This window comes from Candidatus Zixiibacteriota bacterium (assembly GCA_016933955.1).
Taxonomy (GTDB): Bacteria; Zixibacteria; MSB-5A5; order GN15; family PGXB01; genus JAFGTT01.
Genome location: JAFGTT010000029.1, coordinates 1 through 22,838, shown reverse-complemented (window position 1 = coordinate 22,838; position 22,838 = coordinate 1). Strand labels below are relative to the sequence as shown.

The following is a 22,838-nucleotide window of genomic DNA, read 5'->3' as shown; positions in this document are numbered from 1 at the left end:
CCCTTTTGATAAAAATATCTAGAGAAGTTTTTCCATGATATTCCTAGCCGCGACCGGAATAACGGTGCCGGGACCAAAAACGGCGGCCGCTCCATGATCGTACAGGAACTGGTAATCCTGGGCGGGAATGACTCCGCCGACAACAATCAGGATATCTTCGCGGCCCAGTTTCTTCAGTTCCTCAACCAGTTGCGGCAACAGCGTTTTGTGTCCTGCCGCCAGAGAACTCATGCCGATTACGTGGACATCGTTTTCGACCGCCTGTCGCGCGGTTTCCTCCGGGGTCTGGAACAGCGGGCCGACATCGACATCAAAACCGAGATCGGCAAAGGCGGTGGCAATAACCTTGGCGCCCCGATCATGACCATCCTGGCCCATTTTGGCCACCAAAATACGCGGCCGGCGACCTTCTTTCTTCTCGAAATCATCGGTCATTCGCCGGACTTTTGCAATGGTACCATCATCCATATATTCACTGCTATAAACACCCGAGATAGTTCTGGTTTCGGCTTTATGGCGACCCCAGATTTTTTCCAGGGCATAACTTATTTCGCCGAGTGAACAGCGAACCCGGGCGGCTTCAACCGCCAGTTCCAGCAGATTTCCCTGTCCCGTTTCGGCACATCGACTCAAATTCTCCATAGCCTTCCGGACCGCGTTATCGTCACGATCGCGTCGGAGTCGTGTAAGACGTTCGATCTGCTGGCGCCGAACCTCCTCATTGTCAACTTCAAGAATATCGATTGGCGCCTCTTTGTCAAGCCGATAACGGTTAACACCGGTGATACTTTCCGAACCGGAATCGATATGCGCCTGGCGCCGGGCCGAGGCTTCCTCGATACGCATCTTCGGCAGACCGCTTTCGATAGCTCGTGCCATGCCGCCCATCCCCTCGATTTCCTGAAGATGTTCCCAGCCCTTATGAACGAGAATATGTGTCAGAGCCTCGACATAGCACGAACCGCCCCAGGGATCGATCACGCGGCAAATTCCGGTTTCATCCTGGAGATAAAGCTGGGTATTACGGGCGATCCGGGCGCTGAAATCGGTGGGCAGGGCGATAGCCTCATCAAGGGCATTGGTATGCAGGCTCTGGGTGTGGCCCAGGGCCGCGGCCATGGCCTCAAGACAGGTTCTGGCCACATTATTGAACGGATCCTGTTCGGTCAGTGACCAACCGGAAGTCTGGCAGTGAGTTCGTAACATCATCGATTTGGGATTCTTCGGATTGAATTGCCTGATCAACTTTGCCCAGAGTATCCGGGCGGCTCGCATTTTGGCTACTTCCATGAAATAATTCATCCCGATTCCCCAAAAGAAGGACAGCCGAGGAGCGAATTCATCAATCGTCAGTCCGGCTGTCAGACCGGTGCGAACATATTCGACTCCATCGGCCAGGGTATAGGCCATTTCCAGATCAGCAGTTGCCCCGGCTTCCTGCATATGATAGCCGGAGATCGAGATGGAATTGAATTTCGGCATATGTCGGGAGGTAAAGGCGATTATATCCCCGATAATTCTCATAGAGGCCGCCGGCGGGTAGATATAGGTATTGCGAACCATGTATTCTTTAAGAATATCATTCTGTATGGTACCGGCCAGTTGTTCCATTTTGACACCCTGCTCCTGAGCGGCCACGATATAGAAGGCCATAACCGGCAGGACAGCTCCATTCATGGTCATCGAAACCGACATTTTATCCAGCGGGATGCCATCGAACAGAATTTCCATATCGAGAATGGAATCTATTGCCACTCCTGCTTTGCCGACATCGCTGACCACCCGCGGATGGTCGGAATCATAACCCCGGTGAGTGGCCAGATCGAAGGCCACCGAAAGGCCTTTTTGACCAGCCGCCAGGTTGCGGCGATAAAAAGAATTGGATTCCTCGGCGGTCGAAAACCCGGCGTATTGACGGACTGTCCAGGGACGCATGACATACATGGTGGCATATGGCCCTCGGGAATACGGCGGCAGACCCGGAAGGTAATCGAGATGCTCGGTATTTTGTATGTCGGCCGGGGTGTACAGCGGCTGGACAGCAATTTGTTCCATAGTCCGCCAGATAAAGGTTTCCGGATCCTTTCCGGTTTCTTTTTTAATCCGGTTTTTCCAGGTCTGATAATCAACTTTTAAAGCGGAGCGCTTATAATCTATCTTTGAAAAATTCGGTATGCGGCTCATAATTGCACCCCCTTCTCTGATGCAATCTCGGTCAGGACTTTCAGGACATTCGATTTCATGTGAATGAAAATATTCACTCCGGCCTGCTCAAATCGCGTCCGGGTTGTTTCGTCTATGGGCAACCCGGCGAGAATAATTGAAGTCTCCGGTTTCGATTTTTTAATCATCCCCGCAATCACAGGAACTCCTTCCTGGTAGCTATCATCGAGGCCGCAAATAACAACTATTTCGGCTCCGGATTTGATCGCCTCATGGGCATTTTCATCGGGATTTCCAAAACCTTTGGTCCGGATGACTTCAAACCCCCCGATCTCGAAAAAGGAGGCTGAGAAATCGAGGCGCGGCATATATTCCGCTACCGGTCCCAGAGTGGCCAGAAAAACTTGAAGACCGCCATATTTTGCCCGATGATTCTCGACCGCCGTTCGAAGCTTTTCGAATTGCTTGGCGGCATGGCATTGGGGAACAGGTTTGATTTTCATCGGTGGATCGCCGGATTTTTTCAAAGCCGAGGTTATCTGCCCCAGTGTAGCACCGTTGGAAGCCGCAGTTACAATCGCATCCACCAGCTCATTTGCCTGATTATAACCAATACCGGCGGTTTTTTTCAAGGCGGCTTTGGCATCAGGCGATTGTCTCTTTTTGTCTTGCGTAAGTTCTCCAGTTCTGGTCGCCGCCAGAGCAGTGTAATCCGGCAGATCCGCCTCAAGTTTTGACTCGGAGGCGTTGGGGTACATATTAGTTCCAACGATAATCTTCTTACGGGTTGCCGCAGACTCGGCCTGCAGGTGGGCCGCGGCGGCTACAGCATCCTGGGGATAACCCTCTTCAAGAGCGGCTATCATTCCCCCGCGAATTTCCACATCCCGGAACAATGACCATGCCGCATCGGCAATCTGATCGGTCAGTTTTTCAATATACCAGGAACCGCCGGCCGGATCGGCGACCTCGGATAAATGCGCTTCATCCTTCAGGATTAACTGGGTGTTGCGGGCAATTCGCCGGGAGGAATCATCGGCCGGTCGGATAATTTCATCAAAGGGCGCCACCTGAAGGCTATCGACACCTCCGACCACACCTGAGAAGGCCTCAGTGGTGGCTCGAAGCATATTGACATAAGGATCATACTTGGTTTTGGTGTAACGCGAGGTTTCAGCGTGGAGATGGATTTTCCGCTTATCCTCCGGGACGTTACATGTTTCGAGAACATTATTCCAGAGGACGCGGGCCGCCCGTAATTTGGCGACCTCCATAAAATAGTTATTTCCCAAGCCGAAACTTAATCGCATATGCGGAATAACCATCTCGATATCCAATCCGCGTTTTTCCATCTGGCGCAGATATTCCACCGCCGTGGCCAGAATGAAGGCCAGTTCCTGGACAGCGTTTCCGCCACCCAGATAATAGGCAACACTCCGAACCGCTATGGTTTGGAAACCGGGATTTTTCTTATTTGCCCAGGCGGTCATGACGGCCATTTCATCAAAGACCTGATTCAGCGAAACGGGAAGCACTCCCCGAGTAGCCAGTTCCCCCAGAGGATCGACAGCCACGACACCTTTGAGATCGGCCGGGTTTACTCCGACCTTTTTGGCCAGGGCCAGCAAAAATCCCAGAAATGGCAGTCCGGGAAAACCGGTTTCAATAATTATCGGAATAGTCGTCAGGTCGATCCCTTTAAGGGCAGTCGCCAGATCATCCAGCGAAGCAATCGAAACACCATCGAATCCAACCATGTTATCGCCGACCTGATCAGGATCCAGACCGAACGACGATGCTCCATCGAGCGGCAGAATAACGGACGTCAGTCCACGGGCCAGATCAATAATAACGGCCCGGTTAAATTCCGCCGCGGTCGGATAATTGATTGACTGGGCGATCTCCCAGCCTCCGTTTTTTTTACCGAGCGGAAGGAAACCACGAATGAACGGTGCAAATCCGGGTAAGGATGAAATCCAAGGCAAATCACGGCAATCCTCGGCCCGATATAACGGTTGCAGGGTGATGCCTTCCGGGGTCTCGGTCAGCATCCGTTTTTCAAAAGGAGCCCCCTTGAGTAAGCGTTCGACTTCGGAGCGCCATTCCTCATAGGATGGAGCCGGAAAATCCGACATCAGTTTCTGTTTCTCCGGCATACCGGCGGTTTGTTTATTTTTATCTGTCATAACAGCAAATCCCAATATTAAAACATCTAATGCCTAATCCCTTTTTTGCGGGATATTTCGTCGGATAATATACTATCCCGAATGAATCTGCAAGCCATATCGGAAAAAACAGGAAACCGATCAAAAAGCGGTCTCCGGTTTTCATAATAACTCTGATATGAGAGAATTATCTAACGGAATCGGCGATTTCCGAAGGCGTCAATCGCAACTCCCCGGCCAACCGGTTGACGACCTTATCCGATCTGATCACACAGTCATTCAAACCTACCCCATCATAGGCGTTACCGGTGAAATAGAGGCCGGGGTGGTTTTGAAGCAGGTCTTCCATCCTGGCCATTTTTTCGGGATGACCCAAAACAAACTGCGGAATGCCGCGATCCCATTTATAAAGGCGGACGATTTCCGGTATCGCTGTAATCCCGAGGATATTGCGCAGTTCTGTTTCAACAATATCTATTATTGCCTGATCAGGCAGGGATACCAATTCCGGATCGGTTGCACCGCCCAGCATGGTCCGCAGTTGTACCATACCTGACGGAGTCCTGTCGGTAAAAATCGATGAGGTCCAGATGGAACCGAGAATGTTCAATCCTTCGCTCCTCGGGACAAGGAATCCAAAACCGTTGAGATCATGGGCAACAGCCTCACGATTATATCCAAATGCCGCCACGGCAATCGGGGCATAGGGAATCGAGATCAGCAGTTCGGCCAATAATCGATCGGTCTTTTTCAGTATCTCCGCGGCCGCAAAAGCAGGGACGGCGCAGATAACGGCATCAAAGGAATCCGAAGAACCATCGGAAAAGCGCAGTCGAAAGCCATCTTTCAGTGAATCAACAGAAAATACCTCTTTGCCGATGATAATCCAGTCTGAATATATTTCCTTCATTTTCTCGATCAGGGTATAAAGACCGTTTTTAAAGGACGTCAATCTCCCGCCCGGTCCGGCCGGCCCCCCTCCCCCGTTTTTCTTTTTGGCCATCATGGCTTTAACCAGCGAGCCATATTCCCGTTCCATTTCGACCATGGCCGGGAAACAAGCTCTCAGAGACAGCTTCCTGGCATCACCGCCGAATATCCCCGACACCATCGGGCCGATCAGGTTTTCGGCCGCTTCGCGGCCGATCCGTCGTTCGGCAAAGTCAAAAATGGATTCATCATTACCATCTGTCTTGGGATTGATAAAGGGCTCCCGGGCCAGCCTCAGACGGCCGCCGAGTGAAAGAACCGGTGAGCGCATGAATTTGGCCGGCGACGGATTTATTTCATGCAGCTTTTTATTGCGGTAGATGAAACGTTTTTCGGCCTTGGGATGAGCGGGTTGTAACAACTCCTCGATACCAAGCTCATGAATCATTTGAAGGGTGAGGGGGACTTTATCAAGAAATCCATTGGGACCCCAATCGGTGTTGAAATTTTCAAGGCGATCGGTCCCGATAGTACCACCGAGCCGGGATTCCTTCTCGAAAAGAGTCACCCGGATATTGTCCGGATAACGGTTCATCAGGAAATGCAGGGCCGATAATCCCGATATCCCCCCGCCAATGATGGCAATATTCTTCTTATCCATCGCTTTCATATGCTTTCCAATCTCCGGGAAATCATTTCCGATAAAAATGAGATGAAGCGAGGATCATCGTTGAATGATTCTGTCCGGATAAGGCTCTTGATTCCGGCCCGAAGAGCTAATTCTTTCATCTCGATATCAATTTCATAGAGGGTTTCGATATGATCGGAGACGAAACTGATCGGGACAATTACGATTTCCCGGACACCCTCGCGGCCAAGTTTATCGACTATTTCGACTGTTTCCGGTCCCTGCCACTTAACCGGACCAGAACGGGATTGAAAGCCGAGAATATAATCATATCCTTCCCCGGCCAGCGAAACCGTCCGGCGGACCTGATCAACATAGGGATCACCGGATTTGACTATTTTCAGAGGTAAAGAATGAGCCGAGAAAACCAGCCGGGCCATATCGGGATTTTCTACCTTATTCATTGCTTCACTGATTTTGACTTTTAACAGTTCTATATAACCGGGGCAATCGTGCCAGTCAGAAATAACCGAAGCGGATAATTTGGCGCTATTACTACTCAACCAGCGATTAATTTCCATCAGGGCAGTGCCGGTGGTGACAAGGCTGTAATGAGGATAAAAAGGAACCACCATGAGATGGCGGCACCCGGCGGCATTGGCTTTATCCATAGCTTCTCCGATAAATGGCGGGGAATAACGCATTCCGACCAGACTGATCATATTCGGATAATACTGTCGTAAATTTTTTTCGATATCATCGGCGACCTTCCGTGACCATTTCAGAAGAGGTGAGCCGCCCCCGATGAGCCGATAATGTTCCCGAACTCCGGGGGTCCGACGGGATGCAATCAGACGGGCCAGCGATTTTTGCAGGATAAAGGATAACGGTAATCGAATGATCGAAGCATCGGAAAAAATATTATAAAGATATGGCTCGATATCTTCGAGTGCCTCCGGACCACCCATGTTGAGAAAGAGTAATCCCCAGCAATCGGCAACCGGATCGAAATCAGTCGGGAGATTGTTTACAAGACGGCGGAAATTTGTGGTAGAAGCAACCATGATCCAATAATTCCTATATGGTCCGGGAAAACTGCACTTTTCTATCGTGGTTTTTCTGACGCAAATAGGCGTCGAAAATCATGGCGATATTTCGGACAAAAACCCGTCCCCGGGGCGTAATCTTTATCCCGGATTTATCTCTTTCCAGAAGACCGTCATCAATAAACTCCGAAAGTTCATTATTTTCAATCGGGAAATAATCCGAGAAAGCAACCCCGAATTTGTTCTGCAGTTCGTTATAATCCAGACGGAAATTACACATCAACGAGAGAATACTCCAGCGGCGGATATGATCATCCCGGCTTAAACGGCATCCGCGATACGTGGCCAGGCCATCATGTCTGATTACCTCAGTGTAACTATCAAGACCGGAATAATTCTGGGCGAAGCTGCCGCTTAATTCACTGATCGCCGACATCCCGATTCCGACCATATCGGTGGTTTTTCGAGGTGTATAGCCCATGAAATTACGATGCAGGGTTCCATCGGCCAGGGCCCGCGCCAGTTCGTCATCGGGTCGGGCGAAATGATCCATTCCGATCTGGATATAACCTGCCGCCAGAAAAAGCTCTACGGCGGTGGCAAAGAGATCGTATTTGAGATCAGCTCCGGGCAGACTGGTCTCCTCGATTTTACGTTGATGCGTTTTAACGGTTGGAAGAAAGGCAAAGCTGTAAACCGCCACCCGATCAACTCCCATTTCTATCACCTGTGAAATCGTCCGGGAAAAATCCTCCACCGTTTGATAAGGCAGACCGTAAATCAGATCAACATTAATACCGTTAAATCCTTTCTTACGGCAATAATCGTACAGAGCGACGGTTTGAGCCTGAGTCTGCCCCCGACCGATAGCCTGCTGAACCCGAGAAGTGAAATCCTGGACACCGAAAGAAATCCGGTTAAATCCCAGCGTTTCGAGCAGATCAATCTGGGCGGTTGTGGTCACCCGGGGATCGACTTCTATTGCCAGTTCGGCCCCGGATCCCGTTGAAAACCGTTTGGTGATTGATTCAAAAAGCCGGGCGATCTGTTGTTCGGCCAGATAAGTCGGTGTTCCGCCACCCCAGTGAAGTTGTTGAAGGTGATTACGTCGGTCAAGCAATCCGGCCACCCTGCTGATCTCGCAGTCCACCAGATTGAGATACTGCTCGGGTCGCTCCGGGTCGCGGCTGACCACGGTATTACAGCCGCAGTAAAAACAACGGGAACGGCAAAAGGGTATGTGGATATACATTGAAAGCGGCTCCGGATTATTCGACGCGGTTTCCAGATCCGCCTTATAATCGGAAACCGAATATTCCTCGGTCCATTCCGGAGCGGTGGGATAGCTGGTATATCGCGGGCCGGGACGATCGTACTTATAGAGTAACAGGCGGCTGACATTACCGCCGGACGCGGCCAAATTGCCCCGATAAGCATGGACGGTTTCCACCAGCAGGCGGACATTCTCGACCGGGGTCTGTGGTGTGATACCGTGTCCGAGATTAAAAATAAACCGGTCAGTGTGCCTGGTCTTATCGAGAATTTTCAGGGTCTGCTCCCGCAGTTCATCAGGGGGAGCATAGAGCATATGAGGATCAAGATTACCCTGCACCGTTTTACTCCTCAGGACATCAAGGGCCTCGTTAAGATCGGTTCGCCAATCGACACCAACAACCTCACAATCAAGATCGGCCAGCTGTTTAAGATACGGCCTGCTGTTGTTAACATAAAATATTCTGGGGACTCCTTCGGTTCGGCAGATATCAAATACTCGTTTTATGAAAGGCAGTGAAAACCGGGCATAATCATCCTGAGAGAGAATCCCGCCACGGCTGTCGAATAATTGTACGGCCTGGACCCCGGCCTGAATCTGAGCCCTGAGATATTGACCGATCAATTCGGCCAGAAGGTCAAGAAGTTTCTCTGCCGCCCGGGGATATCTGAATATAAACGGTTTGATTTCATTGTCAGCCGGAGAGCTTTTGCCCTCGACCGCGTAATAGGCCATGGTGAACGGCGATCCGCAGAAACCGATCAGCGGCACCGAGCCGTTCAGTCGTTTCCGTGTCCTTTCGATTCCCTTTAGAATATAATCCAGTTCGGCAGCAGGGTCATAGAGTCTCAGGCGGTCAACATCATCCGGGGAGACAATAGTCGGGTGAAGTCGGGGGCCCTTTTCAGTGAAATCAACATTAAGCCCCAGCGGTTCCAGCGGAATCAATATATCCGAAAACAAAATAGCCGCATCCATACCCAAAATTTCCACCGGCTGAGCCGTCACCTCGGCAATCAGTTCCGGCGAGCGGCATATTTCCCAGAAAGTATGATTTTTTTTTATTTCCTGGTATTGAGGCAGATATCTGCCGGCCTGACGCATGATCCAGATAGGGACTCGTTTATGTACCCGGCCATAGGCGGCTTCGATGAAATCATGACTGGACATTACCAGCCCCCTCAGGTGTAAAACGGTAGCCGACTCCACGGACGGTGTGCAGATAGCGCGGTCGAGATGGATCGGTTTCGAAAGTTTTTCTCAACCTGACGATAAAATTATCCACTGTCCGACTTGATGGGAAAACGTTATATCCCCAGATGGCATCGAGAATCATATCGCGGGTGACGACATCACCGGCATGTTCGGCCAGAAATTTCATTATCATGCATTCCTTCTGCGAAAGTTCGGTGTTTCCATGCACTCCTCTGGCCCTGTATGATGCGAAATCCACAGCACAGCTGCCGAATTCAATTCGATTATTTTCCAAGCTGGTCGTGCCGTACCAAACCTGACGTCTAAACATGGCCGCGATTCTCAGGATCAATTCCTCAAGATTAAAGGGCTTGGACAGGTAATCATCGCCCCCAGCCGCCAGCCCAGCAATCCGATCATCCTCTCGATCCCGGGCGGTCAGAAATAAAATCGGGACTCGTCCGGCTTCTCTCCTGATCGTCCGGCAGACATCAAGGCCGTCTTTACCGGGTAACATGATATCCAGAATAATCAGGTCAAAGCCTTCATTTCGCCAGAAATGGAGAGCCGCCAGGCCATCGGCGGCTATCACTGTATCATAGCCCCGGGCTTCCAGATTAAGCCGTAATCCCTCGGCGATATGTTCATCATCCTCAACAATCAAAATTTTTTTCTTCATCGTTCCGCCAATGGAATCCTGATAGTGAACGTCGTTCCCCGGCCGGAGCTACCGGAAGCCACATCCACTTCGCCATGATGCGCTTCCACAATCTGACTCAACAAGTAAAGCCCCAGTCCGGTTCCCCTGGGATTGGGTGAATCGGGATTGTTAACCCGGTAGAACCGCTCGAATATTCGTCTTTTTTCACCGTCGGGGATACCGATCCCCTGATCGGCGACCTTGATAACAGCCTTACCGCCAAGACTGGACAATTCTACTTCGACTACTTTACGGTCGGGCGGAGAGTACTTAAGGGCGTTATCCACCAGAATGCGGACAGCCCGACCAAGTGACTGGTATTCGGTTTGAGCCATAATATTTTTTTCAAGCTTTTGCCTCAGTTCCCCGCCATAGCGTTTAACAAGCGGTTCCAGACCATCAAGATACTCATTTAGATCTTCGTAAAGATCGGTCCGGCTTAATTCCAGCCGCAACGGCCCTTTGCCGAAATGACCCGCCTCGAGAACATTATCGATCAGATTATCCAGATGATCGCAGTCATCAAGCATTTTCGGATACAACTCGGCGACTTTACCGGCTTCGAGATTTCCTGACTGGAGCGTTTCAAGGTACAATTTCAGCGAGGTCAACGGGGTGCGAAATTCATGGGTTACGCCTTCGATGAAATTCCGCTGGCGGGCTTTCAAATCCTCGGAGATCAAAAGAGAACGATAGATAAGATAAGCGCCCAGCAGAACGATCAGCATGAAAAAGGTTCCCTCGGAGACAAACATTACCACCCGTCCGCGGGCTTCCCTTTCAATCTGTTCCAGTAGCGGGGACGGTATTTGGTCGGGGTTCCCGGTTGTCATTCGGAGCAATTCAATCCGGGCCTGTTTGAGATCCCTGTTATTCTCGATCTGAAAGACAATCCACCAGGTCAGTTGAGCCAGGCAGAAAACGACCAGTCCAATAAAAATAACAAGGGCCATCCGCCCCGGATTTGCGTTCCGGACGGTTTTCAAAACAGTCTCCGGAGATTTTTATAAAGCGCTGTCATAGTCAGCAATCTGCCTGTCAAACAATACTATAAGCATATTATTATCCGATCCAATCCAATATCCGACATATATATATTTTATTCTATACGTCTTATGTCACGGAATTGTCACAGGATAAGCCAATTTTCCAGAATTTCAAGGTTCTGCGCATGGTAAGTTAATGGCATGCCCGCACTTGAAAATCGGAATGATTCGGCAATAAAAATGAACAGGGAACTTTGGATTTATTGAAATTTCAAGGGGAATCAGGCCGGGGTTTCGCTTTTTTGACCGGCATATAATTCCTCGATGTTTTCCAATTCTTCGGTTAGTCGCGACAGGGCGATTTCAACGATATCATCATTCAGTTTCAGACGTTCTATGGAATCGATATTATAATAGTAATGAAGGCCGTCTTTGCCCACCCCGATACCCTGCATTAAACAAATGGCATCGGCCAGATGGACAATATCGATACCGACAGATATAACAGGCGCACTGTTGGGATCATGATGCCAACGGATTATGTCGACGATTTCTTCGGGGAAATTCCATTTAGCCGCAATTTGCGCTCCTACTTCGGCATGATCAATACCCAGAGATTTGTTTTCTGCCTGACCGAATGACAGGTTTTCGCGTTCGACAAAATTCATTATCTGGTCGGAGTTTTCATCAACATATTTTTCCAGGGCAATCTTGCCGATATCATGTATCAGGGCGGCCGTGAAAATCGAACCATTATCGTGAATATCAAGCAGATGGCAAAGGTTGTCGGCCGTAATGGAAACGGCCGTGGAATGTTTCCAGATATCCTCCGCTTTCATCTCATATCCCCGGGCAGGTTTATTAACGGACGAATGCATCAGCGAGGAAATTGCTATCTGGTATATTTTTTTTGTCCCGATCCGAAAGCTGGCATCCCCGATAGAATTGACCGGATTGGCGAATCCCAGGTAAGCGGAATTGGCGGTTTTAAGAACATTGGCCGACAGGGCCGGATCGTGCTGAATAATATTGACAATATCGGTCGACTTTGATTCGGGATCATTGATTATGCCCAACAGCTTATGAACCATAGTCGGCAGGGCGGGGAAAAGTGATATTTTTGCAACGACCTGATCGATGACCTTCATGCGAAATTACTCCAAATGATCATTCTGTTTGTCGGCAGATATGGTATGTGGCTTTGATATTTTGTGAGAATTTTCTTGAATAGGGGATATTTCGTGGTAAAAAGCCAAAATCAGGGATCATCATTAGCCAGCATCCGACACTCCGGGATTAATATAAGATCAAGGCCTGAAACAGTTTGCGGATTATTCTCGACCCGGAATGCTGAAGGCGAAAGTATTTCTCAGCGGACATGAAGTCCGGAGATTTTAACTGCCCCCCGATGGTAACCGTCGGGGAAAAGCCTTTCCAGTTCTTCCAGACTCAGATTATTGTCTTCACAGGTCTGATAAACCGTCGGAATCTCTTTATAAACCTCGAATTGGCGTCGCAGGTAGTAGATTATATCCCAGTGTCTGGAAGTCAGTAAATCCGGCATTTTCAGCTCACTGGCTTTATGGATAGCGAAGTTTTCATCCCAGTCGCCGGGGTTGATCAGGAAACCCAGGGCATCGGTTTCGTATTTTTTTCTATCGTAAATCCGGGTATGATGAACGATATGTTCTTCAATCCAGAATTCTTGAAAATGTCCCTCGCGGTAGGTCACACCGGACAGTTTGCAGGCCCCCCGCAGATAACCGGAGGGAAAGAGCCGTTTCAGGTCACCGAGCCCAAGATCATTTTTCTTGCAGGCAATATACACCAGAGGACATTTGTTGATCTGCTCGAAGGTATTACGAATAAAGCGGATAACCCGCCAGTGATCGTCGGTCAAGCCGTTCTCAATCCCGGCATAAGGGGCCATACCCTCGGCGAAATTTTCATCCCATTCATCCGGTTTCAACAGAAAACCATAGTAATCAACCTGGTAACTTTTCCCCTTGTATGTAAAAGTGCGCATAACCATAATATTTCAACAATACCTTAATATATTATTTTTTCTTCTCTTTTACCAGTTTGCCCAGCCATTGGAACCAGAACTCCAATCCCTGACCGGTTCTACAGGAAATTTCGAAAATATCCAGGGCGCTGTTAATACTCAGCGCATTTTGCCGGACCCGTTCCAGATTAAAATCCGACAGCCCCAGCAAATCGGTTTTGTTGATGACCAGGGTTGAGGAACGTCGGAACATTGAAGGATATTTAAGCGGTTTGTCATCGCCCTCGGTGGTGCTGATAAGAACAACCTTCATATCTTCCCCCAGGTCATAACTCGACGGACAAACCAGGTTACCGACGTTTTCGATAAAAAGAATATCGACACCTTTGAAATCAAGTTCATCAAGGACCGCCAGAACCATCCGGGCATCGAGATGGCAGGCCCCGCCGGTGATTATAGGCCGGACGATCTGCCCGCCGGCCTCGGTCAACCGCCGGGCATCATTATCGGTTTGAACATCACCGGCAATTAACGCCATCGGTATTTTATCCCCGAGATTTTTCAATGTCTGTTCAAGTAGTGAAGTTTTGCCCGATCCGGGGGAACTGACCAGATTAAGGGTGACGATTTTCTCCTTGTCCAGCCTGGCCCGGATCTGGGCCGCCAGACGGTCATTTTCGGACAGGACTTTTTTTTCAACGGTGATTTTATTACTCATCAGGAATTCTCCAACATTACACAACTCCTTAGGCCAATATATAAGTTACGTCAAGTTCTTCACCTCTCCGGACCAGGATATCACCGGATCCGCAGTGGGGACAGATAAAAACATAATCCGACACCTTGAAATCCCGTCGGCAGTTTCGGCAGGTTCCCTCAACCGGGATAAAATCAATATGCAACCGACTTCCGGCCAGAGGAGTATCGACCACCGAAGCCTCGAAGCTGAAGGCCAGGGCATCGGGATCGACCGCGGCCAGAGCGCCCACGGCCAGACCGATTTCGGAAATGCGTGTCAGACGTCGCCGTTTCATTTCGGCCCTGGCGATTTTTATCACCTCGCCGGCAATCTGCAGTTCATGCATATTTCAATCCCGGACAACCCATGTTAGCATCGTTTCTCACAGACCTCATTTACCCGCCAATGATACAAATATGATTCGATTATGGGAATTACTTTTTCGATTGATTTTTCCACTGCCGGGGTGAGTTCGCCACCCACCGTCAGGGGGTCTTCAATCTCCACCGCGAGAATTCTGATATCATCGGGGAAATCCAGCTGCATTTCGCGGGCAATACGGATTAATTCCGGGATACCGGTATAATGCGGGGAGGGGCTTGAAACATTGTTGAGATCTCCGGGGATCAGTTCCAGAACCGTCCCCGGAGGATGTTTTCCCGTCTGGATGGCATCGATAATAATAGCCTGCCGGTATCCTAGAAACAAATCCAGCAGGGCCACCCCATGTTGACCGCTCCGGATCACATCGGCGGCCTCGGCCACTGCACCCGGCAGTTTCCGCGTGATTATTATTCCGATGCCGTCATCACACAGCAATTCATTGCCCAAACCCAGAATGAGCGGCTTCATGACTCAATCCTGCCGGAGTTGCCGGACCAAATTATGATCGCGATCATAGATATCCACCACCAGCGGCATCTCGCCCGGAAGAGCATGGGTGCCACATCCATGGCAGGGATCATAGGCCCGGAAAGCCATCTCGACCATATTTAAAATGCCGTCATCGACTTTGCCACCGGAAATCAGCCCACGGGCGGCCTTATCGACCGACATGGCAATCCGCGCGGCATTGTTCTGAGTCGCCACGATCAAATTGGCTTTGGTTATGATACCGTTATCATCAGTTCGATAATGATGGATCAGAGTCCCCCGGGGAGCCTCGACGACACCAATACCTTCTGATGGGGTATTGGTTGGAATAGTCCGAAAATCGGGATTGATGATATCCGGATCAGCCACCAGTTCCTTCATGCGTTCGGCGCTGTAAAGCATTTCTATCAGCCGGGCCCAGCTGGTCGCCAGCGTAAAATGAACCGGTTTGCCGCCGCATATCTTGAAATACTGCTCGTAGTTTTCCTGAGCCAGCGGGGTGCCCATACTCTCGGCGGCATTCAACCGAGCCAGCGGCGCGACGGCGAAAATGCCGCTGTCGGCGCCGTCCTCGAAGCCTTTCCAACCGATGTTTTTAAGGTACGGGAATTTAATATAACTCCAGGGCTCGACATGCTCATCCATATGATCAAGATATTGGCGGCCACCGAATTTTACGTATTCCTTCCCGTCGGGACCCACCACCCGCAAATCGCCATCATAGAAATTGATCCGATTGTTTTTATCGACCAGGCCCATATAGTAGGTCTTGTGAGTGTAGGTATCCGAGGTTATATGATGCATGTAATCGGGATTTTTAAGAACGATATCATTGAACAGCTTCAGGGCAAATTGGCCAAACTCAACCGACTCATCGGCGGTTTTGATAAACCGGGGTAAATCCTCTTTGGTGATCGATCGGGAAATTCCTCCCGGTAATCCGAAAACCGGGTGAATGGCTTTCCCCATAACAAGATTCATGAGTTCACGCCACTGTTTTCTCATCCCGATCACTTTAAGGCCGATTTCATTGCCCACCTTGCCGAGGACGCCGAGAATATTCCGCTCGGCCTTGGGCGCCTGGGGGCCGACCACGAAATCGGGTCCGGCCAGGAAAAAGAAATGGAGAGCATGATCCTCCATGAAAAAGATATTATACATCAATTCCCGGACTTTTTTGGCCGCCGGAGGCGGATCAACCTTATAGAGATCATCAAGAGCCCTGGTCGCGGCCATATGATGGGCTGTCGGACAGACGCCGCATATCCGGGAGGTAATTTGCGGCATGTCCTCGGCCGGGCGGCCGATGGCAAAACGTTCGAAACCGCGCGATTCCGGAACCTGGAAATAGGCCCGATCGACGTTACCCTGATCGTTCAAAAAGATATCGATCTTGCCGTGGCCTTCAAGACGGGTAATCGGATCTATGGTTATTTTACGGGCCATTATTTTTCTCCTTTCGCATGTTCGGGCTGATAGCTCCGATGCAACAATGAAGCCGGGAGACTGTATCGATAAAAGGTCCCGACCGGATCGGCAATCTGATCAAGGATAGCGGCGATTTCACGATCATCGTTGGAATCGACCAAGGAAGCCATGGCAGTCAGGGCTTTGGTTCCGAAATCAACCACATGGCTGGTGGGTCCCATACAGCCGGTACAAGGCATATTACCCTTGACACAGGCAGCCCCGCAGCCTTTCCGGGTTACCGGTCCCAGACACAGCAATCCCTGGGCCAGGAGGCATTTCTCGGGATCGGCTTTGATTTGATGGGGTCTCAAAAATTCGCGCTGGGCCATTTTATCCGGCTTGGTAGCCCGCCGTTCGCACTCCTCGCACAGGGCCATATCCGGGGCCAGCACCGATCCGGGCGGGGGAAGTTCATTTTTAAGAATACTCCCGATAGCCCCGTTGATCAGATTGACCGGCGGCGGGCAACCCGGAAGATAATAATCGACCTTGATAACCTGGTCGAGCGTTTTGACCGTATCCCAGAGTTTCGGTAATGTCAGGGTCCCTTCAGGAACCTCGGTTTTTTCCAGAGGCTCGGTTCCGTTTCCATCGGTAACACTCAGCGATTTATGATAGGCTTCATCGATCAGGTCGGCCCGTCGGAAGGTATTGGCCAGTCCGGGAATCCCGCCCAGATGGGCGCAACTGCCGAAGGCCACCACCAGACCGGCCTTACGGCGGAGCAGTTCCACCATTTCATGCTGTTCGGAACTGCGGATGGCGCCGTTGATAAAAGCCACGGCCAGGGAGTTGTCGGCCATAGCCTCGACATCCTCCCGTTTGAAATCCAGGGCCACCGGCCAGAAAACGATATCGACGGCCCCGACCACCTTGAGAATATCCTCGGCCAGATCAACTACGGCTTCTTCGCATCCGCCGCAGGAAGCGCACCAGTAAAAGGCGACTTTCGGCTTGCTCATAAAGCACCTCCTTCGGCCACGGCCGGAGTCTGATCGGGCAATAGGGCCTCGGTGGCCCGGTCCAGTGCCTCGGGCTCGAGATGAAGGGGACCCAGGCGACGGACATCCTCGGTGATACGGTTAATCACTTTCTGTACCTTATCCCCTTCCGAGGCCGCAATCCACTCCAACTGGACACGTTCGTCTTCAATACCCATCTCCCGGAGAAGCCGTTTGAGGAGGGTGAATCGCCTCAGGGCTTTGTAGTTGCCTTCCTGATAGTGGCAGTCACCCGGATGGCAACCGCCGATTAAAACACCATCGGCTCCCTGGCGCAGGGCAGTCAGGATGAACTGGGGATCGAGCCGCCCGGAACACATAACCCGGATGACCCGGACGTTGGGAGCATAGGTCATACGGGCCGTTCCAGCCAAATCGGCGGCGGTGTAAGTACACCAGTTGCAGAAGAAAGCCACGATCCTAGGCTCGAATGGTTTTTGGTTCGTATCTTTATCAGACATAATTCACGACTCCTTTAATTTCGCAATAAATCTGCTCATCGGTGAAGAGATTCTGCTGCAGGGCGCCCGACGGGCAGGCCGCGACACAGGTTCCGCATCCCTTGCAAAGAGCGCCGTTGACCTCAGCGGTGTTCTTCTCGCTGTTAAACGAAATAGCGCTGTAGGGACAGAGCATCAGGCAGGTTTTGCAACCGGAACAGAATTCTTCGCGGATGAAGGCCGTGTTTGGTTCCAGTTCGACATGACCCTTGTCGATCAGGGCCAGGGCCTCGGCCGCGGCCGCCCCGGCCTGGGCAACGCTGTCGGGAATATCCTTGGGACCCTGGCAGGCCCCGGCCAGATACACCCCTTCGGTGAAGGTTGAAACCGGCGCCAGCTTAGGATGTCGTTCCAAAAACCAGCCTTCATGACTGCAACTGATATTGAATAACCGCCGCACTTCGTCGGCATCGGCTCGCGGTTCCAGGCCGACTGACAGAACCACCATATCGACCGGGATCCGCCGAACCGCCCCGACCAGAGTATCCTCGGCCCGGATTATCAGTTTGCCTTCTTCCTCAGGTGTCATGGTCCAGTCGGAGATTTCGGCCACCCGTCCCCGAATAAAATGAACATCTTCCTGGAGAAGACGATCATAGAACTCCTCATACCCCTTCCCCGGGGTCCGCATATCGATATAGAAGTTATAGATTTCGGCCCCGGTGCGTTCCTTGATAAGGTGGGCCAGCTTCAAAGAGTACATACAGCAGACTCGCGAGCAGTATTTATTGGTATGGGCATCGCGGCTACCGACACAGTGCACAATCCCGACCTTTTTAGGTTTCTCGCCGTTCGACATAATCACTTCCCCCCCGGTCGGTCCGGCGGCATTCACCAGCCGCTCCACTTCCAGACTGGTATAAACATTGGGATACTTGCCGTAGCCATAGCGTTTGACCCGGGCGGCATCGAAGGTCCGGAACCCGGTCGCCAGAATGATAGCTCCTGCGGAAACTTCTTTTATTTCCTCGGTCTGTTTGAAATTGATGGCCTTGGGCTCACAGGCATCCATACATGGTTTTTTGCATTTCCCGGTTTTCAACTCGGCACATGATTCGGGATCGATAACGGCCACCAGCGGGGTCGCCTGAGGAAACGGGACATAAATGGGTTTGCGTTTGCTCAGGCCGACATTGAACTCGTCGCTGATCCGCCCTTTCTTGTAAACGCAGGATTCGATACACTCCAGACAACCGACGCAGAGGTCTTCGTCGACATAGCGCGGTTTCCGTTTGACCTGGATTCTAAAATTCCCCACAAAACCCTCGACCCCGACCACTTCGGAATAGGTCCAGAGGGTGATATTGGGATGGGCCCGAACCGATGACATCTTGGGAGTCAGAATACAGGCGGAACAATCCAGGGTGGGAAAGGTCTTATCAAACTTGGCCATATGGCCGCCGATGGTCGGCTCTTTCTCTACCAGGTACACTTTTTTACCGGCGTTGGCGATAGTCAAGGCGGCATGAATTCCCGCGATACCGCCGCCGACAATGAGAACATCGGGATTGACCGGAACCCTGGTTTTTTCCAGCGGGACATGACGGGCAACCCGTTCCACGGCCGCGGCAATCAGGGCCTTGGCTTTTTGTGTTCCGGCCGGTTTATCGGGCGTTACCCAGCTGACATGCTCGCGGATATTGGCCATCTGGAACAGGAACGGATTTCCGCCCCCGGCCGCCATGGCGGTACGGAAGGTTGTTTCATGCATCAATGGCGAACAGGAAGCGACCACCACCCGATTGATTAAACCTTCACGAATATCATTCTGGATGATTTCCTGGCCCGGATCGGAGCACATGAATTTATATTCCCGCGCCACCGCGACATTCGGCAACTTGGCGGCAAACTCGACCGCTTCGGGAACATTGACTTTACCGGCGATATTTATCCCGCAGTGACAGACATAAACTCCGATTTTCGGTATTCCATTGGTTTTATTTTCAGCGGCTGACATATTGACCTCCCGTCACTTTATCACCTGTACCCTGGAGATGGAGCGGCACGAACAGCCGCTGCAGGCCGAGATCATGCTCGGCGATACCGAAAGCGGCGCCCATCAACTGGGTGAAATAAGCCACCGCTATGTCATTCCCGTTGCCGTACTTACGGCCGATCTGGGACTGATAGCATTCCAGGTTGAACTGGCACAACGGGCAGGCGGTGGCAATAACATCGCATCCCCGCTTTTTGGCTTCTTTAAGAAGGATATAACTCAATCGCAAGCCGACATCCTCCACCGTTCCGGTCAACGAACCGCCGCAACAGCGGGTTTTCAACGGCCAATCGACCACCTCGGCCCCCAGAAGGCGAAGCAGTTTATCCATGATGACCGGTTCATGCTGGTCATCGAAATCGGCGTACGGCCGGACAATCTGGCACCCGTAATAACAGGCCACCTTGAGACCCTCCAGGGGACGGCTGACCGCTTCTTTGATCCGGTCGGGACTGATATCATTGGCCAGAATATCGAGCGGGTGACGGATTCTCAGGTGATCGGAATAGGACAACCCGGCCGCCTTGAGAGCCTTGAGGATGGTTTTCTGAAGATCGGCATGTTCTTTTAGATAACGGTAGGCTTTATTCAGCCCGAGATAGCAGGCTGCGCAGGGAACGACCATATTGATCTCACCTGCTCCTCCGGCCTGTTTTTCGGCCAGGGCGAAATTCCGGGCGCTCAGGGCAAAAGCTTTCAATTCGCTGATAGCCATATAGGCGGTTGCGCCGCAGCAATTCCAGTCCTCAAGTTCCTCAAGCGGCAGTTGCAGGTGTTCGAACACGGCCAGCATTGATTCCTCGTAAGCCCGGCCGGTGCTCTTCAGCGAACATCCGGGATAGTACAGGTAACTCATGACGACACCTCCTCCTGCCGGGCCAATTGATCTTTGGTCTTGACCATATGCTCGGTTTCCAGGACCTTGAATATTTTCCTCAGTTCCCCGGTCCGTTTGATCGATTCCTTGCGGATTCCCAGCCGGCCTTTCATCCAGAGTTTCAGACCCAGGCCGGTCTGTTTGAACATTTTAAAGGGATTGGTCCTCAGGTACAGATTCACCAGCAGGCGGCTTTCGGTACTGCGGCCGTTCTTTTCCACCGAGCGGAAAAATTCCCGGGCCAGAACCGGTGTCGGAAAGCGCTTGGGGTGAACCTTCTCACGGATGGCCAACCGTTTGGCGGCGTACATGATATCGGTTATTTTAATTTCCTTGGGACATTCGACGGTACAGGAATAACACGAGGCGCAGAGCCAGGTGGTGTAACTGCTGAGAACATCGCCTTTGAATCCGGCCCGGATCATGGCGATAATCTGTCTGGGGGTGTAGTCCATATTGGGACTCAGCGGGCACATTCCGCTACAGGTCCCGCACTGGATACAGCTGTAGAGCTGGTCGCCCCCCGGGATGGAGGCGATTTCCCGGGAGAAATCCGGATCCAGTTCCGCTTCGTACCGCATCTTGCGCCACCCTTTCCACTTCTCCATAGATACTCTCCTTTAAGAGACTTCAATTAATCTCAGAGAACCCGTCCCGACAGCATCGGCTAATTCTGTCGGACAATATGGATGCAGTGGCGCGGCCACAGTACATTATCAGCCTTTATCGGACACCAAAACCAAAGTCCCGGCGTCCGTTCGACCCGCCGGTGTCATCATCATCCGGTCCAATTGAGTTGATTCGCATGCAACCGATCCTCCGGATCGATGTGGCCCAGGGCATCACATGAACCCGGCGGATAGTGCGGGCCGGCGGACGTCGATCAGGTCGAGCGTACTTGTTGAGGGAGGAATTGCGGCCGGCATATACCGGGCCGGAAACTAATGTGAATCTTTTCACAATCCGGGATAAAACAAAATTATCCATGCCCGTCAAGTCCTGTCTTTTCAACGAATAAGACTTTTTTACAGCTAACGGAATGGATATAAAATGAGATAGAATCCCGGTTCCGGATATATTATTCGGCCAGGAAGAATTGCGGTCTCGGTCCAAGAAATATCGACGCCGATGCGCCCTAAAAAACTGCATCGGAACTGAGTCCTCCTGTTTTTGCAGATTAATATACCGCAATGAGAATTTAAGTCAAATATTATTTGATTTTTATCGGGCAGTGGGGGTTTTATGACAATTTCGGATTATCGGCCGACCGAACAAACCCACATTAACCCTTATATGATAACGCCTTAGATGGCCCGCCATACGCTACAATATGGATAATGTTGACTCATATAAATTCCCAACATCATTCCCTTTTACTATTTTCGATATTCTGCCGGGGTATATTTCGACCATTTTCTCTCTCTTGAGCGGCCGCAACGCTATTTTATCTCCTAAACCATCCATATTGGGGCGGTACACAATAATCTAATAGTTGAAAGATTTACGAATTTTCGCCTCTAATGATGTACGCATTCGGGCGGTAGAAGAAAATATAAACTTTAATATCTCACTGATCAGCGAATAATAATAAAATAGCCTGCTGGTCTATGTCATTATATCCCAGGATAACCCGATTTCCCTAAGTTGATTTTTGATTGAATCATCAAACGAATGCCCTCCCCCTCGACTAAATCTCTGAACAAAACACCCAGACATCTTCAATCTTATCCGGATTCTTGGATTTCGCAACCGTACGAGTGTCAACGCGCACCATGCGAGGTCGAATTTGCATAAATCAGGTCCTTTGTGGCTTTCAAGGTAATAATATCGGTTAACCATATTCCCCTATCCTGTTAAATATTATCCTTTTACGATCTTCTTATATCGACTGATCAATCCACGCTCGCACCGTGCGGGGCCGAATTCGCACCGTGCGCGATTTTTTTGACAAATTAAGCCTTTGACCCGTCTTTAAACTACACCATCCTATTATATAAGATACAGTTACAAATCCATGACATTATGCGGCAGTTTTGGCACGGGGTTTGATTGCACATAAAACATCCTTTCAAAGGCTTGTAGTTCCCAACAAGCCGTGAGGTAGTGGTCCTGATGCGCGGAACCGGGCCGGGTCAGCCGAGTGCTTTCATATCGCCGGCACTCAACCGGTCCCGGCCCGGAAGATATTGCCGCGTTATGCAACTACTATATACCCGCATTCCCGTCACCGGGTAAAGCCAAATTTCGGGTGTCAAAACCTGTCACTAAACCGCATTTTTTTCTTGACAAAGT

18 protein-coding genes are annotated in these 22,838 nt (G+C 50.8%); all 18 read right to left on the bottom strand.

Translation table 11 applies throughout. The annotated features are described in order from the left end of the window. Nucleotides 1-18: 18 nt before the first annotated feature. The 18 genes from scpA to JXQ28_10230 all read right to left on the bottom strand — a co-directional run bounded on the left by scpA (nt 19) and on the right by JXQ28_10230 (nt 21,154). Nucleotides 19-2,184: a methylmalonyl-CoA mutase gene (gene scpA / locus JXQ28_10315; GenBank protein ID MBN2278128.1), complete on the bottom strand. Its 2,166-nt coding sequence runs from the start codon at nt 2,182-2,184 to the stop codon at nt 19-21. Next, on the bottom strand, nt 2,181-4,349 hold the full coding sequence (locus tag JXQ28_10310) for an acyl-CoA mutase large subunit family protein (protein ID MBN2278127.1): 2,169 nt from the start codon (nt 4,347-4,349) through the stop codon (nt 2,181-2,183). The genes scpA and JXQ28_10310 overlap by 4 nt, the downstream gene beginning before the upstream one ends. Nucleotides 4,350-4,515: 166 nt before the next feature. After that, on the bottom strand, nt 4,516-5,928 hold the full coding sequence (gene hemG, locus JXQ28_10305; GenBank protein MBN2278126.1) for a protoporphyrinogen oxidase: 1,413 nt from the start codon (nt 5,926-5,928) through the stop codon (nt 4,516-4,518). Then, entirely contained in the window at nt 5,925-6,950 is a 1,026-nt protein-coding gene (gene hemH, locus JXQ28_10300) for a ferrochelatase (GenBank protein MBN2278125.1), read from the bottom strand. The genes hemG and hemH overlap by 4 nt, the downstream gene beginning before the upstream one ends. A gap of 13 nt (nt 6,951-6,963) precedes the next feature. After that, nucleotides 6,964-9,375, bottom strand: a complete 2,412-nt coding sequence (gene hemN, locus JXQ28_10295; GenBank protein MBN2278124.1) for an oxygen-independent coproporphyrinogen III oxidase — start codon at nt 9,373-9,375, stop codon at nt 6,964-6,966. Next, nucleotides 9,362-10,078: a response regulator transcription factor gene (locus JXQ28_10290; GenBank protein ID MBN2278123.1), complete on the bottom strand. Its 717-nt coding sequence runs from the start codon at nt 10,076-10,078 to the stop codon at nt 9,362-9,364. Before JXQ28_10290 ends, hemN begins: the two co-directional genes overlap by 14 nt. Continuing rightward, nucleotides 10,075-11,052: a HAMP domain-containing histidine kinase gene (locus JXQ28_10285; protein MBN2278122.1), complete on the bottom strand. Its 978-nt coding sequence runs from the start codon at nt 11,050-11,052 to the stop codon at nt 10,075-10,077. Before JXQ28_10285 ends, JXQ28_10290 begins: the two co-directional genes overlap by 4 nt. Nucleotides 11,053-11,366: 314 nt before the next feature. Next, nucleotides 11,367-12,233 (bottom strand): HDOD domain-containing protein, encoded by an 867-nt coding sequence (locus JXQ28_10280; protein MBN2278121.1) that lies wholly within the window; start codon nt 12,231-12,233, stop codon nt 11,367-11,369. Nucleotides 12,234-12,454: 221 nt separating this feature from the next. Next, the gene (locus tag JXQ28_10275; protein ID MBN2278120.1) at nt 12,455-13,117 is read right to left on the bottom strand and encodes a TusE/DsrC/DsvC family sulfur relay protein; all 663 of its coding nucleotides are present in this window, start codon (nt 13,115-13,117) and stop codon (nt 12,455-12,457) included. A gap of 25 nt (nt 13,118-13,142) precedes the next feature. Continuing rightward, nucleotides 13,143-13,808 carry a hydrogenase nickel incorporation protein HypB gene (gene hypB, locus JXQ28_10270; GenBank protein MBN2278119.1) on the bottom strand — a complete coding sequence of 222 codons (666 nt, stop codon included), beginning with the start codon at nt 13,806-13,808 and terminating at the stop codon, nt 13,143-13,145. Nucleotides 13,809-13,836: 28 nt separating this feature from the next. Then, nucleotides 13,837-14,175: a hydrogenase maturation nickel metallochaperone HypA gene (locus JXQ28_10265; protein ID MBN2278118.1), complete on the bottom strand. Its 339-nt coding sequence runs from the start codon at nt 14,173-14,175 to the stop codon at nt 13,837-13,839. A gap of 23 nt (nt 14,176-14,198) precedes the next feature. Continuing rightward, entirely contained in the window at nt 14,199-14,681 is a 483-nt protein-coding gene (locus JXQ28_10260) for a hydrogenase maturation protease (GenBank protein MBN2278117.1), read from the bottom strand. A gap of 3 nt (nt 14,682-14,684) precedes the next feature. Next, nucleotides 14,685-16,148, bottom strand: coding sequence for a Ni/Fe hydrogenase subunit alpha (locus JXQ28_10255; GenBank protein MBN2278116.1), 1,464 nt, complete (start codon nt 16,146-16,148; stop codon nt 14,685-14,687). Further along, complete coding sequence (locus JXQ28_10250; GenBank protein ID MBN2278115.1) at nt 16,148-17,134, bottom strand: oxidoreductase; 987 nt, start codon at nt 17,132-17,134, stop codon at nt 16,148-16,150. The genes JXQ28_10255 and JXQ28_10250 overlap by 1 nt, the downstream gene beginning before the upstream one ends. Further along, nucleotides 17,131-17,634: a hydrogenase iron-sulfur subunit gene (locus JXQ28_10245; GenBank protein ID MBN2278114.1), complete on the bottom strand. Its 504-nt coding sequence runs from the start codon at nt 17,632-17,634 to the stop codon at nt 17,131-17,133. The genes JXQ28_10250 and JXQ28_10245 overlap by 4 nt, the downstream gene beginning before the upstream one ends. Continuing rightward, nucleotides 17,627-19,630, bottom strand: coding sequence for a CoB--CoM heterodisulfide reductase iron-sulfur subunit A family protein (locus JXQ28_10240; protein MBN2278113.1), 2,004 nt, complete (start codon nt 19,628-19,630; stop codon nt 17,627-17,629). The genes JXQ28_10245 and JXQ28_10240 overlap by 8 nt, the downstream gene beginning before the upstream one ends. After that, entirely contained in the window at nt 19,617-20,525 is a 909-nt protein-coding gene (locus JXQ28_10235; GenBank protein ID MBN2278112.1) for a CoB--CoM heterodisulfide reductase iron-sulfur subunit B family protein, read from the bottom strand. The genes JXQ28_10240 and JXQ28_10235 overlap by 14 nt, the downstream gene beginning before the upstream one ends. Further along, nucleotides 20,522-21,154 carry a 4Fe-4S dicluster domain-containing protein gene (locus JXQ28_10230; GenBank protein ID MBN2278111.1) on the bottom strand — a complete coding sequence of 211 codons (633 nt, stop codon included), beginning with the start codon at nt 21,152-21,154 and terminating at the stop codon, nt 20,522-20,524. Before JXQ28_10230 ends, JXQ28_10235 begins: the two co-directional genes overlap by 4 nt. Nucleotides 21,155-22,838 lie beyond the last annotated feature (1,684 nt).